We start from the raw sequence: 15,593 nt of genomic DNA, 5'->3' as shown, positions 1-15,593 counted from the left end.
AAGACCATCGCAATGGAAGACGGTCTGCGCTTCGCCATCCGTGAAGGCGGTCGTACCGTCGGCGCCGGCGTCGTAGCGAAGATTATTGAATAAGTAGTTGATTTATCTAAATCAGGCCGGCATAATGGCCGGCCTGATACAGCGTTACAGGTCAGTAGCTCAATTGGCAGAGCGACGGTCTCCAAAACCGTAGGTTGGGGGTTCGATTCCCTCCTGACCTGCCATTCACCTCGGTGTGATTGGCTTTCTTCTTACAGGATCCTCCCCGATGACTCCCAAAACTGAAGCCCAAGAATCGCGTTTTGATCTGTTCAAGTGGCTGGCTGTAGTTGCATTGGTTGTCGTAGGTGTCGTGGGTAATCAGTATTACTCCGCTGCTCCTATCCTGTACCGCGTCCTCGCGCTGCTCGCCCTGGCAGCTGTCGCAGGCTTTGTTGCTCTGCAGACTGCGAAGGGTAAGTCGTTCTTTGCGCTGGCGAAGGAAGCTCGTACCGAAATTCGTAAAGTCGTATGGCCAACCCGCCAGGAGACTACTCAGACCACTTTGATCGTTGTGGCTGTGGTGCTCGTTATGGCGCTGCTGTTGTGGGGTCTCGATTCCCTGCTCGGTTGGTTGGTTTCCTTGATTGTTGGCTAAGGGTGTCTCGTGGCTAAGCGTTGGTATGTTGTGCATGCTTACTCGGGTTACGAGAAGCATGTAATGCGCTCCCTCATCGAGCGCGTAAAGCTGGCAGGCATGGAAGACGGGTTTGGCGAGATTCTCGTCCCGACCGAAGAAGTCGTCGAAATGCGCAACGGCCAGAAGCGCAAGAGTGAGCGTAAATTCTTCCCGGGCTACGTCCTGGTGCAGATGGAAATGAACGAAGGGACTTGGCACTTGGTCAAGGACACCCCTCGCGTCATGGGTTTCATTGGTGGTACCGCGGACAAGCCCGCGCCGATCACCGATAAAGAGGCTGAGGCTATCCTGCGTCGCGTTGCCGATGGCAGTGACAAGCCCAAGCCGAAGACGCTGTTCGAGCCGGGTGAAGTGGTTCGCGTCATTGACGGTCCATTCGCTGATTTCAACGGTAGCGTCGAAGAAGTTAACTACGAGAAGAGTCGCCTGCAGGTTGCAGTGCTCATTTTCGGTCGCTCTACTCCGGTAGAGCTCGAGTTCAGTCAGGTCGAGAAGGTCTAGCTGAACGATGCATCCCATACCCCGCAGCCCTATGTGCTGCGGGGTTTTGTCGTCACTGGGATAAAACGCAAGTCATCCGGGGAGCCACCAGGCGTTCGAACCCGATTTTGGAGTAGCTCATGGCTAAGAAGATTCAGGCTTATATCAAGCTGCAAGTAAAGGCCGGCCAGGCCAACCCAAGCCCACCCGTTGGTCCAGCACTGGGTCAACACGGTGTGAACATCATGGAATTCTGCAAGGCCTTCAACGCCCGTACTCAGGGTCAAGAAGCCGGCCTGCCGACTCCTGTGATCATCACTGTCTACAGTGACCGTAGCTTCACCTTCGAAACCAAGAGCACCCCTGCCTCGGTTCTGCTGAAGAAAGCTGCTGGCCTGACCAGCGGTTCGGCTCGTCCGAACACCGTCAAGGTCGGTACCGTCACCCGCGCTCAGCTGGAAGATATCGCCAAGGCAAAGCAGGCTGATCTGACCGCCGCTGACCTGGATGCAGCTGTACGCACCATCGCTGGCTCTGCCCGCAGCATGGGCCTGAACGTGGAGGGTGTGTAATGGCTAAGCTGACTAAGCGTCAAAAGGCAATCGCCGAGAAAATCGAAGCAGGCAAGGCCTACAACTTCGAAGAGGCCGCTACCCTGCTGGCTTCGCTGCCGGCTGCCAAATTCGTCGAGTCGTACGACATCGCCGTAAACCTCGGTGTTGACCCGCGTAAATCCGACCAGGTCGTTCGTAGCGCTACTGTGCTGCCGCACGGCACTGGCAAGACCGTACGCGTTGCCGTCTTCACCCAGGGCCCAGCTGCCGAGGCCGCTCTGGCTGCCGGCGCTGACCGCGTAGGTATGGACGATCTGGCTGCCGAAATGAAAGGCGGCGACCTGAACTATGACGTCGTCATCGCATCCCCTGATGCCATGCGCGTTGTCGGTCAGCTGGGTCAGGTTCTGGGTCCTCGCGGCCTGATGCCTAACCCGAAAGTCGGTACCGTGACCCCGGACGTAGCCACTGCCGTCAAGAACGCCAAGGCTGGTCAGGTTCGCTACCGTACCGACAAGAACGGTATCATCCACACCTCCGTTGGCAAGATCGGCTTTGAAGCTGGCAAGCTGAAGGAAAACGTTGAAGCCCTGATCGCTGATCTGAAGCGTATCAAGCCAGCTTCTTCGAAAGGTATCTACGTCAAGCGCGTTACCCTGAGCACCACCATGGGCCCAGGTCTGATCATCGATCAGAGCTCGCTGAACGTGTAATGCAAAGTCGGCGCGGTCTTTCGAGCGCGCCGGCTGCAACAAGATTGGGGTCCCTGCCTGGCGGGGGCTATCCAAGACCGTAGGCGACGCAAGTCTTAAAACACAAGCCTACGCAGATGGTGCTCCCGATTCGCTCGCGAATCAGACACCAAAACGACATCCGGCCTCGGCCAGATGAAACGGTAGAAACCAGGAGTAAACCCGTGGCAATTAAACTCGAAGACAAGAAGGCCATCGTCGCTGAAGTCAACGAGGCTGCCAAAGTCGCTCTGTCCGCTGTCGTGGCCGATGCCCGTGGTGTGACTGTAGGCGCAATGACCGGACTCCGTAAAGAGGCTCGTGAAGCTGGCGTATACGTACGTGTCGTACGTAACACCCTGCTCAAGCGCGCTGTTGCTGACACTGAATTCAGTGTCCTCAACGACGCCTTCACCGGCCCTACCCTGATTGCGTTCTCCAACGAACACCCGGGCGCTGCTGCCCGTCTGTTCAAGGAATTCGCCAAGGGTCAGGACAAGTTCGAGATCAAGGCAGCTGCGTTCGACGGCAAGTTCCTTGCCGCTAACCAGATCGACGTGCTGGCAACCCTGCCAACTCGCGACGAGGCTATCGCACAGCTGATGAGCGTAATCCAAGGTGCAACCAGCAAGCTGGCTCGTACCCTGGCAGCTCTGCGCGACCAGAAAGAAGCCGCTGCTGCCTAAGGCGGCGTAGCTTCTCTCGAAATCAAACGTTTAATTTGATGGCCGTGTAAGGCTGTCCCCCAATACAGGAATTCATAGTCATGTCTCTGACTAACGAGCAAATCATCGAAGCAATCGGCCAGAAAACCGTTCTGGAAATTGTTGAACTGATCAAAGCAATGGAAGAAACCTTCGGCGTTACCGCTGCTGCCGCTGTTGCCGCTGGCCCAGCTGCTGCCGCTGCCGTTGTTGAAGAGCAGACCGAGTTCAACGTTGTCCTGGTTGAAGCCGGCGACAAGAAAGTGAACGTCATCAAAGCCGTTCGCGAGCTGACCGGTCTGGGCCTGAAAGAAGCCAAAGAGAAAGTCGATGGCGCTCCTCAGGTTGTAGCTGAAGGCGTTTCGAAAGAAGCCGCTGAAGACGCTAAGAAGAAGCTGGAAGAAGCTGGCGCTAAAGTCGAGCTGAAGTAATTTCGACTTTGCGACTGCAGCCTGAGCGTCAAGCGTAGGGCTGATGGCTGGTGGCCTGTGCCACCGGCCTTTTTCCGTTATTGGTGGCCGATCAGGTCGGCCCCGATAACGAGCTGCAAGACACCCATGTGGGTGGCGCAAACCAAGGGGTTTGCACGATTTTCTGGCTGCTCCCGCCGGGAGAAGCCAAACAAGCAGGTGACCAAGCTGGGGAACGCTGATGGCTTACTCATACACTGAGAAAAAACGTATCCGCAAGGACTTTAGCAAGTTGCCGGACGTCATGGATGTGCCGTACCTCCTGGCCATCCAGCTGGATTCGTATCGCGAATTCCTGCAGGCGGGAGCATCCAAGGATCAGTTCCGCGACGTCGGTCTGCATGCGGCCTTCAAATCGGTATTCCCGATCATCAGCTACTCCGGCAATGCTGCCCTGGAGTACGTAGGCTATCGCCTGGGCGAGCCTGCCTTCGATGTGAAGGAATGTGTCCTGCGTGGCGTGACCTTCGCGGTCCCACTGCGGGTCAAGGTGCGCCTGATCATCTTCGACAAGGAATCGTCGAACAAAGCGATCAAGGACATCAAAGAGCAAGAAGTCTACATGGGTGAAATCCCCCTGATGACTGAGAACGGTACCTTCGTTATCAACGGTACCGAGCGTGTGATCGTTTCCCAGCTGCACCGTTCGCCTGGTGTGTTCTTCGACCACGACCGTGGCAAGACTCACAGCTCCGGCAAGCTGCTGTACTCCGCTCGCATCATTCCTTACCGCGGCTCCTGGCTCGACTTCGAGTTCGATCCGAAGGACTGCGTGTTCGTCCGTATCGACCGTCGCCGCAAGCTGCCGGCCTCCGTACTGCTGCGCGCCCTGGGCTACAGCACCGAAGAGATCCTGGACACCTTCTACACCACCAACGTGTTCCACGTTTCCGGTGAGAAGCTGAGCCTGGAGCTGGTTGCCCAGCGCCTGCGCGGTGAAGTTGCGGTCATGGACATCACCGACGACACCGGCAAGGTCATCGTCGAGCAAGGCCGCCGTATCACTGCGCGCCACATCAACCAGATCGAGAAAGCTGGCGTCAAGCAGCTGGACGTTCCGCTCGAGTACATGATTGGCCGTACCACTGCCAAGGCCATCGTGCACCCGGCAACTGGTGAAATCCTGGCCGAGTGCAACACCGAGCTGACCACCGATCTGCTGGTCAAGATCGCCAAGGCCCAGGTCGTTCGCATCGAGACCCTGTACACCAACGATATCGACTGCGGTCCGTTCATCGCCGATACGCTGAAGATCGATACCACCAGCAACCAGCTGGAAGCGTTGGTCGAAATCTATCGCATGATGCGCCCAGGCGAGCCGCCAACCAAGGACGCCGCCGAGACCCTGTTCAACAACCTGTTCTTCAGCGCCGAGCGTTACGACCTGTCCGCAGTCGGCCGCATGAAGTTCAACCGTCGTATCGGTCGTACCGAAATCGAAGGTTCGGGCGTGCTGAGCAAGGAAGACATCGTCGATGTACTGAAGACCCTGGTCGACATCCGTAACGGCAAGGGCATCGTCGACGACATCGACCACCTGGGTAACCGTCGTGTGCGTTGCGTCGGCGAGATGGCCGAGAACCAGTTCCGCGTTGGCCTGGTGCGCGTCGAGCGTGCGGTCAAAGAGCGTCTGTCGATGGCTGAAAGCGAAGGCCTGATGCCGCAGGACCTGATCAACGCCAAGCCGGTTGCGGCGGCGGTGAAAGAGTTCTTCGGCTCCAGCCAGCTCTCGCAGTTCATGGACCAGAACAACCCGCTCTCCGAGATCACCCACAAGCGTCGTGTCTCTGCACTCGGCCCGGGCGGTCTGACCCGTGAGCGCGCAGGCTTCGAAGTTCGTGACGTACACCCGACCCACTACGGCCGCGTGTGCCCGATCGAGACGCCGGAAGGTCCGAACATCGGTCTGATCAACTCCCTGGCGGCCTACGCCCGCACCAACCAGTACGGCTTCCTGGAAAGCCCGTACCGTGTGGTGAAAGAGGGTGTGGTCACCGACGACATCGTGTTCCTGTCGGCGATCGAAGAAGCTGATCACGTCATCGCCCAGGCTTCGGCTGCGATGAACGAGCAGAAGCACCTGATCGACGAGCTGGTAGCGGTCCGTCACCTGAACGAATTCACCGTCAAGGCGCCGGAAGACGTCACCCTGATGGACGTTTCGCCGAAGCAGGTTGTTTCCGTTGCTGCCTCTCTGATTCCGTTCCTCGAGCACGACGACGCCAACCGTGCGTTGATGGGTTCGAACATGCAGCGTCAGGCTGTACCGACCCTGCGTGCCGACAAGCCGCTGGTAGGTACTGGCATGGAGCGCAACGTCGCCCGTGACTCCGGCGTCTGCGTCGTGGCTCGCCGCGGTGGTGTGATCGACTCGGTCGACGCCAGCCGTATCGTCGTGCGTGTGGCCGACGACGAAGTCGAGACCGGTGAAGCAGGTGTGGATATCTACAACCTGACCAAGTACACCCGTTCGAACCAGAACACCTGCATCAACCAGCGTCCGCTGGTGAGCAAGGGTGATGTGGTCGCGCGTGGCGACATCATGGCCGACGGCCCGTCCACCGACATGGGTGAACTGGCGCTGGGCCAGAACATGCGCATCGCGTTCATGGCGTGGAACGGCTTCAACTTCGAAGACTCCATCTGCCTGTCCGAGCGTGTGGTCCAGGAAGATCGCTTCACCACGATCCACATCCAGGAACTGACCTGTGTGGCCCGTGACACCAAGCTTGGCCCAGAGGAAATCACCGCGGACATCCCGAACGTGGGTGAGGCTGCGCTGAACAAGCTGGACGAAGCCGGTATCGTCTACGTAGGTGCCGAAGTCGGCGCCGGCGACATCCTGGTCGGCAAGGTCACTCCGAAAGGTGAGACCCAGCTGACGCCGGAAGAGAAACTGCTGCGTGCGATCTTCGGTGAGAAGGCCAGCGACGTCAAAGACACCTCCCTGCGCGTGCCGACCGGCACCAAGGGCACCGTCATCGACGTACAGGTCTTCACCCGCGATGGCGTTGAGCGCGACAGCCGCGCCCTGGCGATCGAGAAGATGCAGCTGGACGAGATCCGCAAGGACCTCAACGAAGAGTTCCGCATCGTCGAAGGCGCGACCTTCGAGCGTCTGCGTTCTGCTCTGAACGGCCAGGTGGTCGACGGTGGTGCGGGCCTGAAGAAAGGCACCGTGATCACTGACGACGTACTGAACGGTCTGGAGCACGGCCAGTGGTTCAAACTGCGCATGGCCGAAGATGCACTGAACGAGCAGCTGGAAAAGGCTCAGCAGTACATCGTCGATCGTCGCCGTCTGCTGGACGACAAGTTCGAAGACAAGAAGCGCAAGCTGCAGCAGGGCGATGACCTGGCTCCAGGCGTACTGAAGATCGTCAAGGTCTACCTGGCAATCCGCCGTCGCATCCAGCCGGGTGACAAGATGGCCGGTCGTCACGGTAACAAGGGTGTCGTCTCGGTGATCATGCCGGTAGAAGACATGCCGCACGACGCCAACGGTACTCCGGTCGACGTCGTACTGAACCCGCTGGGCGTACCTTCGCGTATGAACGTCGGTCAGATTCTCGAAACCCACCTGGGCCTGGCGGCCAAAGGTCTGGGCGAGAAGATCGACCGCATGATCGAAGAGCAGCGCAAGGCAGCCGAGCTGCGCACCTTCCTGACCGAGATCTACAACGAGATCGGTGGTCGTCAGGAAAACCTCGACGAGTTCTCCGACGCAGAGATCTTCGCCCTGGCCAACAACCTCAAGAAAGGTGTGCCGATGGCGACGCCTGTCTTCGACGGTGCCAAGGAGCGTGAGATCAAGGCCATGCTGAAGCTGGCCGACCTGCCAGAGAGCGGCCAGATGGTGCTGTTCGACGGCCGTACCGGCAACAAGTTCGAGCGTCCTGTGACCGTTGGTTACATGTACATGCTCAAGCTGAACCACTTGGTGGACGACAAGATGCACGCGCGTTCCACTGGTTCCTACAGCCTGGTTACCCAGCAGCCGCTGGGTGGTAAGGCGCAGTTCGGTGGTCAGCGTTTCGGGGAGATGGAAGTGTGGGCGCTGGAAGCATACGGCGCGGCATACACCCTGCAAGAAATGCTCACAGTGAAGTCGGACGACGTGAACGGCCGTACCAAGATGTACAAGAACATCGTGGATGGCGATCACCGTATGGAGCCGGGCATGCCCGAGTCCTTCAACGTGTTGATCAAAGAGATCCGTTCGCTCGGTATCGATATCGATCTGGAAACCGAATAACACGTGACGCGAAGGGGAGCGGGGCTGGTACAGCCCGCTTCCTGCTCCGCCAGGAGGAAAGGCCTTGAAAGACCTACTGAATTTGCTGAAAAACCAGGGTCAAGTCGAAGAGTTCGACGCCATCCGCATCGGTCTGGCGTCGCCTGAAATGATCCGTTCGTGGTCGTTCGGTGAAGTTAAGAAGCCGGAAACCATCAACTACCGTACGTTCAAGCCTGAGCGTGACGGCCTGTTCTGCGCCAAGATCTTTGGCCCAGTCAAGGACTACGAGTGCCTGTGCGGCAAGTACAAGCGCCTCAAGCACCGCGGTGTGATCTGCGAGAAGTGCGGCGTTGAAGTTGCCCTGGCCAAGGTTCGTCGTGAGCGCATGGCGCACATCGAGCTGGCCTCGCCGGTCGCCCACATCTGGTTCCTGAAGTCGCTGCCGTCCCGTATCGGCCTGCTGATGGACATGACCCTGCGTGACATCGAGCGCGTGCTCTACTTCGAGAGCTACGTGGTGATCGATCCGGGCATGACTACCCTCGAGAAGGGTCAGCTGCTGAACGACGAGCAGTACTTCGAAGCGCTGGAAGAGTTCGGTGACGACTTCGACGCCCGCATGGGTGCCGAGGCTGTCCGCGAACTGCTGCACGCGATCGACCTGGAGCACGAGATCGGTCGTCTGCGCGAAGAGATTCCACAGACCAACTCCGAAACCAAGATCAAGAAGCTGTCCAAGCGCCTGAAGCTGATGGAAGCTTTCCAGGGCTCGGGCAACCTGCCTGAGTGGATGGTCCTGACCGTCCTGCCAGTGCTGCCGCCGGACCTGCGTCCGCTGGTTCCGCTGGATGGCGGCCGCTTCGCGACCTCCGACCTGAACGATCTGTATCGTCGGGTGATCAACCGTAACAACCGTCTGAAGCGCCTGCTCGATCTGTCGGCGCCGGACATCATCGTGCGCAACGAAAAGCGCATGCTGCAGGAAGCGGTCGACGCCCTGCTCGACAACGGCCGTCGCGGTCGTGCCATCACTGGCTCGAACAAGCGTCCGCTGAAGTCGCTGGCCGACATGATCAAAGGTAAGCAAGGTCGCTTCCGTCAGAACTTGCTCGGTAAGCGCGTGGACTACTCCGGTCGTTCGGTAATTACCGTAGGCCCGACCCTGCGCCTGCACCAGTGCGGTCTGCCGAAGAAGATGGCCCTCGAGCTGTTCAAGCCGTTCATTTTCGGCAAGCTGGAAATGCGTGGTCTGGCTACCACCATCAAGGCCGCCAAGAAGATGGTCGAGCGCGAGCTGCCAGAGGTCTGGGACGTTCTCGCCGAAGTCATCCGCGAACACCCCGTCCTGCTGAACCGTGCACCGACGCTGCACCGTCTGGGTATCCAGGCGTTCGAGCCGGTGCTGATCGAAGGCAAGGCGATTCAGCTGCACCCGCTGGTCTGTGCCGCGTACAACGCCGACTTCGACGGTGACCAGATGGCCGTTCACGTGCCGCTGACCCTGGAAGCCCAGCTCGAAGCGCGCGCGCTGATGATGTCTACCAACAACATCCTGTCGCCAGCCAACGGTGAGCCAATCATCGTTCCTTCGCAGGACGTTGTACTGGGTCTGTACTACATGACCCGTGAAGCCATCAACGCCAAGGGCGAAGGTCGCGTGTTCGCTGACCTGCAGGAAGTCGACCGCGTATTCCGCGCCGGCGAGGCTGCCCTGCACGCGAAAATCAAGGTCCGTATCAACGAGACCGTGAAAGAGCGTGATGGCTCGGTGGTCAAGAACACCCGTATCGTCGACACCACCGTCGGCCGTGCGCTGCTGTTCCAGGTTGTTCCGGCAGGTCTGCCGTACGACGTGGTCAACCAGCCGATGAAGAAGAAGGCGATCTCCAAGCTGATCAACCAGTGCTATCGCGTGGTTGGTCTGAAAGAGACCGTGATCTTCGCTGACCAGCTGATGTACACCGGTTTCGCTTACTCGACCATTTCCGGCGTCTCGATCGGTGTTAACGACTTCGTTATCCCGGACGAAAAAGCCCGCATCATCGGTACTGCTACCGATGAAGTGAAGGAAATCGAAAGCCAGTACGCCTCGGGCCTGGTTACCCAGGGCGAGAAGTACAACAAGGTCATCGACTTGTGGTCGAAGGCGAACGACGAAGTGTCCAAGGCGATGATGGCCAACCTCTCGAAAGAGAAGGTCATCGACCGCGAGGGCAAGGAAGTCGAGCAAGAGTCCTTCAACTCGATGTACATGATGGCTGACTCGGGTGCGCGGGGTTCCGCTGCACAGATCCGTCAGCTGGCCGGTATGCGTGGTCTGATGGCCAAGCCGGACGGCTCGATCATCGAGACGCCGATCACCGCGAACTTCCGTGAAGGTCTGAGCGTACTGCAGTACTTCATCTCGACCCACGGTGCTCGTAAAGGTCTGGCGGATACCGCACTGAAGACTGCGAACTCCGGTTACCTGACTCGCCGTCTGGTAGACGTGGCGCAGGATCTGGTCGTGACCGAGATCGACTGCGGCACCGACCAGGGCCTGCTGATGACGCCGCACATCGAAGGTGGCGACGTTGTAGAGCCGCTGGGTGAGCGTGTACTGGGTCGTGTCATCGCCCGCGACGTGTTCAAGCCAGGTACCGAGGACGTCATCGTTCCTGCCGGCACCCTGGTCGACGAGAAGTGGGTTGAGTTCATCGAGCTGAACAGCATCGACGAAGTGGTCGTGCGTTCGCCGATCAGCTGCGAAACCCGCTACGGCATCTGCGCCAAGTGCTACGGTCGTGACCTGGCTCGTGGTCACCAGGTGAACATCGGTGAAGCTGTCGGCGTTATCGCTGCACAGTCGATCGGTGAGCCGGGTACCCAGCTGACCATGCGTACCTTCCACATCGGTGGTGCTGCAAGCCGTACCTCGGCTGCCGACAGCGTCCAGGTGAAGAATGGCGGCATGGTGCGTCTGCACAACCTGAAGCAGGTCGAGCGTGCCGATGGCAACCTGGTCGCGGTATCGCGTTCCGGCGAGCTGGCCATTGCCGACGAATTCGGTCGTGAACGTGAGCGTTACAAGCTGCCTTACGGTGCGGTGATTTCGGTCAAGGAAGGTGACAAGGTCGAAGCTGGCGCCATCGTCGCCAAGTGGGACCCGCACACCCACCCGATCGTTACCGAACTGAAAGGTACCGTGACCTTCGTGGGCATGGAAGAAAACATCACCATCAAGCGCCAGACCGACGAACTGACCGGTCTGACCAACATTGAAGTCCTGGACGTCAAGGATCGCCCTGCCGCTGGCAAGGAAATCCGTCCGGCCATCAAGATGGTCGATGCCAACGGCAAGGACCTGTACCTGCCAGGTACCGACGTACCGGCTCAGTACTTCCTGCCGGCCAACGCCCTCGTCGGTGTGGCTGACGGTGCCCAGATCGGTGTCGGTGACGTTATTGCGCGTATTCCGCAAGAAACGTCGAAGACTCGTGACATCACCGGTGGTCTGCCACGCGTTGCCGACCTGTTCGAAGCGCGTCGTCCGAAAGAAGCGTCGATCCTGGCTGAAGTCAGCGGCACCATCGCGTTCGGTAAAGAGACCAAGGGCAAGCGTCGCCTGGTCATCACGCCGACCGATGGCAGCGATCCGTACGAAGAGCTGATTCCGAAGTGGCGCCACCTGAACGTCTTCGAAGGCGAACAGGTAAACCGCGGCGAAGTCATCTCCGACGGTCCGAGCGATCCGCACGACATCCTGCGTCTGCTGGGTGTCAGCGCGCTGGCCAAGTACATCGTCAACGAGATTCAGGACGTTTACCGCCTGCAGGGCGTGAAGATCAACGACAAGCACATCGAGACCATCCTGCGTCAGATGCTGCGTAAAGTTGAGATCTCCGAGTCCGGCGATTCCAGCTTCATCAAGGGCGACCAGATGGAGTTGACCCAGGTACTGGTAGAGAACGAGCGTCTGGCGAGTGAAGACAAGTTCATCTCCAAGTTCACCCGTGTCCTGCTGGGTATCACCAAGGCCTCGCTGTCGACCGAGTCGTTCATCTCCGCGGCTTCCTTCCAGGAAACCACCCGCGTACTGACCGAAGCGGCGGTAACCGGCAAGCGCGACTACCTGCGCGGCCTGAAAGAGAACGTGGTCGTGGGTCGTCTGATCCCGGCCGGTACCGGTCTGGCCTACCATAGCGAGCGCAAGCGTCGCCGTGATGCCGACAAGCCGCTGCGTGTGAGCGCCAGTGAGGTGGAAGCCGCACTGACCGAAGCGCTGAACTCCAGCGGCAACTAAGAAGAGGCGGGGCCCCGGCCCCTTCCTCCCGAGCCTCGGTGACATGATTTGTTGCCGATGATCGGGCAGGAAGGGTCGGGGCCTTGTCTTGACTGGGTGCAAGATCCTCTTTAGACTTTTGTACCCTTAAATTTGGTGAGGCTCCGTCTCGCCAATTTTTGGCTTTCTTGCAAGACAATAGAGTCGCAAGACAATCAGTGGAGCTAGTAGATGGCAACTATCAACCAGCTGGTACGTCAGCCGCGCAAGCGTTCGGTCGAGAAGTCCGACGTTCCTGCGCTGCAGAACTGCCCGCAGCGTCGTGGCGTGTGCACCCGTGTGTACACCACCACGCCGAAAAAACCTAACTCGGCACTGCGTAAAGTATGCCGTGTGCGTCTGACCAACGGTTTCGAGGTTTCCTCGTACATCGGTGGTGAAGGCCACAACCTGCAAGAGCACAGCGTCGTCCTGATCCGTGGCGGCCGTGTAAAAGACTTGCCAGGTGTTCGTTACCACACCGTTCGCGGCTCTCTGGATACTTCGGGCGTCAAAGGCCGTAACCAGGGTCGTTCGAAGTACGGTACCAAGCGTCCGAAGTAATCGGGCGTTTGCAGACATCCATTTATTTGAGTCGATAAGAGTAAGGTCGGGCAGGGGTCGAAGACCCGCGTCCCGGGCTAACCTGAAGACCGTTTGAGGGCTTATCATGCCAAGACGTCGTGTAGCAGCAAAACGTGAGATCCTTGACGATCCGAAATACGGATCTCAGATCCTCGCCAAGTTCATGAACCACGTGATGGAAAGCGGCAAGAAGGCCGTAGCCGAGCGCATCGTTTACGGTGCCCTGGATACCGTCAAAGCACGCAAGAACAGCGACCCCCTGGAAATCTTCGAGAAAGCTCTCGACGCCATCGCTCCGCTGGTCGAAGTAAAGTCCCGTCGTGTCGGCGGTGCCACTTACCAGGTTCCGGTTGAAGTTCGTCCATCCCGTCGTAACGCTCTGGCAATGCGCTGGCTCGTAGACTACGCCCGCAAGCGCGGCGAGAAGTCGATGGCCCTGCGTCTGGCCGGCGAGCTGCTGGATGCTGCCGAAGGCAAGGGTGCTGCAGTCAAGAAGCGTGAAGACGTGCACCGTATGGCCGAAGCCAACAAAGCGTTCTCGCACTACCGCTTCTAATTCAAGCATCAATCATTTTGCGAGGGCTTTATGGCTCGTACTACAGCAATTAACCGCTACCGTAACATCGGTATCTGTGCTCACGTTGACGCGGGCAAGACCACCACTACCGAGCGGATCCTGTTCTACACAGGTCTGAGCCACAAGATGGGCGAGGTGCATGATGGCGCCGCGACCACCGACTGGATGGTGCAGGAGCAGGAGCGCGGTATCACCATTACCTCCGCTGCCGTTACCACCTTCTGGAAAGGCTCCCGTGGTCAGTACGACAACTACCGCGTAAACGTCATCGATACCCCCGGCCACGTTGACTTCACCATTGAAGTAGAACGTTCGCTGCGTGTACTCGACGGCGCGGTCGTCGTGTTCTGCGGCACCTCCGGCGTTGAGCCTCAGTCCGAAACCGTATGGCGTCAGGCCAACAAGTACGGCGTTCCGCGTGTTGTCTACGTGAACAAGATGGACCGTGCCGGTGCCAACTTCCTGCGCGTTGTCGGCCAGATCAAGAACCGCCTGGGTCACACCCCGGTTCCGGTCCAGCTGGCTATCGGTGCAGAAGACGACTTCCAGGGTCAGGTTGACCTGATCAAGATGAAAGCCATCTACTGGAACGACGACGACAAAGGTACTACCTACCGTGAGGAAGAGATTCCTGCCGAGCTGGTGGACCTGGCCAACGAATGGCGCAACAACATGGTCGAGGCTGCTGCCGAGGCCAACGAAGAGCTGATGAACAAGTACCTTGAAGAAGGTGACCTGTCCGTCGAAGACATCAAGGCTGGTCTGCGCGCCCGTACCCTGGCGAGCGAGATCGTTCCTGCTGTCTGCGGTTCCTCGTTCAAGAACAAGGGCGTTCCCCTGGTTCTCGACGCCGTCATTGACTTCCTGCCTGCGCCCACCGAGATCCCTGCGATCAAGGGTATCCACCCTGATCTGATCGACGTGCCGAAGGATGAAGTCACTCCAGAGCAGTATGACGAGCGTCCTGCTGACGACAACGAGCCGTTCTCGGCCCTGGCGTTCAAGATTGCCACCGACCCGTTCGTGGGTACTCTGACCTTCGTCCGCGTCTACTCGGGCTTCCTGACCTCCGGTGACTCCGTCATCAACTCGGTCAAGGGCAAGAAAGAGCGCGTTGGTCGTATGGTGCAGATGCACGCCAACCAGCGTGAAGAGATCAAAGAAGTACGCGCTGGCGACATCGCTGCTCTGATCGGCATGAAGGACGTCACCACCGGTGACACCCTGTGCAACGCCGACAAGCCGATCATCCTCGAGCGTATGGACTTCCCTGAGCCGGTAATTTCGCTCTCCGTAGAGCCGAAAACCAAGGCTGACCAGGAGAAGATGGGTATCGCTCTGGGCAAGCTGGCCCAGGAAGACCCGTCGTTCCGCGTCAAGACCGACGAAGAAACCGGCCAGACCATCATCTCCGGTATGGGTGAGCTGCACCTGGACATCCTCGTTGACCGCATGAAGCGCGAGTTCAACGTCGAGTGCAACGTCGGCAAACCGCAGGTTTCGTACCGCGAGAAGATCACCAAGTCCAACGTCGAGATCGAAGGCAAGTTCGTTCGTCAGTCGGGTGGTCGTGGTCAGTTCGGTCACTGCTGGATCCGTTTCTCGGAGCCGGACGTGGACGACAAAGGCAACATCACCGAAGGTCTGGTGTTCACCAACGAAGTCGTTGGTGGTGTGATTCCTAAGGAATTCATCGCCCCGATCCAGAAGGGTATTGAAGAGCAGATGAAAAACGGCGTTGTTGCCGGCTATCCGCTGCTCGGCCTGAAGGCTACGGTATTCGACGGTTCGTACCACGACGTCGACTCCAACGAAATGGCGTTCAAGATCGCCGCTTCGATGGCGACCAAGCAGCTGGCCCAGAAGGGCGGTGGCGTGGTGCTTGAGCCGATCATGAAGGTCGAAGTTGTAACCCCGGAAGACTACCTGGGTGACGTGATGGGTGACCTGAGCCGTCGTCGTGGGATGATCCAGGGTAATGAAGACTCGGTGTCCGGCAAGGTAATCACTGCTGAGGTACCGCTCGGAGAGATGTTCGGTTACGCGACCGACGTTCGTTCCATGTCTCAGGGTCGCGCAAGCTACTCCATGGAATTCTCCAAATACGCCGAAGCTCCGTCGAACATCGTCGAAGCACTCGTTAAAAAACAAGGCTAATCCCCTTTAGGCAAGAGGTTCACTGTCGTGGCTAAAGAAAAATTTGATCGTTCCCTTCCCCACGTTAACGTCGGCACTATCGGCCACGTTGACCACGGTAAGACCACTCTGACCGCAGC

Annotated in this window: 13 protein-coding genes and 1 tRNA gene; all 14 read left to right on the top strand. The window is 58.6% G+C overall.

The features are described 5' to 3' along the window. Positions 1 to 93, top strand: a 93-nt coding sequence (locus AC2CGW_RS25155) for an EF-Tu C-terminal domain-related protein (RefSeq protein WP_449118062.1), incomplete at its 5' end; no start/stop codon positions are given. A gap of 55 nt (positions 94 to 148) precedes the next feature. Then, positions 149 to 224: transfer RNA gene (locus AC2CGW_RS25150), tRNA-Trp, on the top strand. Between the two features lie 44 nt (positions 225 to 268). Beyond that, the gene (secE, locus tag AC2CGW_RS25145; protein WP_186670240.1) at positions 269 to 637 is read left to right on the top strand and encodes a preprotein translocase subunit SecE; all 369 of its coding nucleotides are present in this window, start codon (positions 269 to 271) and stop codon (positions 635 to 637) included. Between the two features lie 9 nt (positions 638 to 646). Further along, positions 647 to 1,180, top strand: a complete 534-nt coding sequence (gene nusG / locus AC2CGW_RS25140; RefSeq protein WP_003255501.1) for a transcription termination/antitermination protein NusG — start codon at positions 647 to 649, stop codon at positions 1,178 to 1,180. 119 nt (positions 1,181 to 1,299) lie between these two features. Continuing rightward, the gene (gene rplK / locus AC2CGW_RS25135) at positions 1,300 to 1,731 is read left to right on the top strand and encodes a 50S ribosomal protein L11 (protein WP_003255500.1); all 432 of its coding nucleotides are present in this window, start codon (positions 1,300 to 1,302) and stop codon (positions 1,729 to 1,731) included. After that, on the top strand, positions 1,731 to 2,426 hold the full coding sequence (gene rplA, locus AC2CGW_RS25130; protein ID WP_028692260.1) for a 50S ribosomal protein L1: 696 nt from the start codon (positions 1,731 to 1,733) through the stop codon (positions 2,424 to 2,426). Before rplK ends, rplA begins: the two co-directional genes overlap by 1 nt. Positions 2,427 to 2,629: 203 nt before the next feature. Then, complete coding sequence (rplJ, locus tag AC2CGW_RS25125; protein ID WP_029614620.1) at positions 2,630 to 3,130, top strand: 50S ribosomal protein L10; 501 nt, start codon at positions 2,630 to 2,632, stop codon at positions 3,128 to 3,130. An 80-nt stretch (positions 3,131 to 3,210) separates the two neighbouring features. Further along, positions 3,211 to 3,579, top strand: a complete 369-nt coding sequence (gene rplL / locus AC2CGW_RS25120) for a 50S ribosomal protein L7/L12 (protein ID WP_054893558.1) — start codon at positions 3,211 to 3,213, stop codon at positions 3,577 to 3,579. A gap of 220 nt (positions 3,580 to 3,799) precedes the next feature. Next, complete coding sequence (gene rpoB / locus AC2CGW_RS25115; protein ID WP_151926555.1) at positions 3,800 to 7,873, top strand: DNA-directed RNA polymerase subunit beta; 4,074 nt, start codon at positions 3,800 to 3,802, stop codon at positions 7,871 to 7,873. 64 nt (positions 7,874 to 7,937) lie between these two features. Continuing rightward, positions 7,938 to 12,137 (top strand): DNA-directed RNA polymerase subunit beta', encoded by a 4,200-nt coding sequence (rpoC, locus tag AC2CGW_RS25110; RefSeq protein ID WP_186670244.1) that lies wholly within the window; start codon positions 7,938 to 7,940, stop codon positions 12,135 to 12,137. Positions 12,138 to 12,347: 210 nt separating this feature from the next. Further along, the gene (gene rpsL, locus AC2CGW_RS25105; RefSeq protein ID WP_003255492.1) at positions 12,348 to 12,719 is read left to right on the top strand and encodes a 30S ribosomal protein S12; all 372 of its coding nucleotides are present in this window, start codon (positions 12,348 to 12,350) and stop codon (positions 12,717 to 12,719) included. Positions 12,720 to 12,825: 106 nt separating this feature from the next. Beyond that, positions 12,826 to 13,296 carry a 30S ribosomal protein S7 gene (gene rpsG / locus AC2CGW_RS25100; RefSeq protein ID WP_003246741.1) on the top strand — a complete coding sequence of 157 codons (471 nt, stop codon included), beginning with the start codon at positions 12,826 to 12,828 and terminating at the stop codon, positions 13,294 to 13,296. A 30-nt stretch (positions 13,297 to 13,326) separates the two neighbouring features. After that, positions 13,327 to 15,474, top strand: a complete 2,148-nt coding sequence (gene fusA / locus AC2CGW_RS25095) for an elongation factor G (protein WP_186670246.1) — start codon at positions 13,327 to 13,329, stop codon at positions 15,472 to 15,474. Between the two features lie 27 nt (positions 15,475 to 15,501). Next, positions 15,502 to 15,593 (top strand): GTP-binding protein (locus tag AC2CGW_RS25090; protein WP_133295916.1); only part of this gene is annotated, 92 nt, incomplete at its 3' end.

Source organism: Pseudomonas sp. SYWMCR5, assembly GCF_057197165.1.
This window is presented reverse-complemented; position numbering and strand designations above follow the sequence as displayed.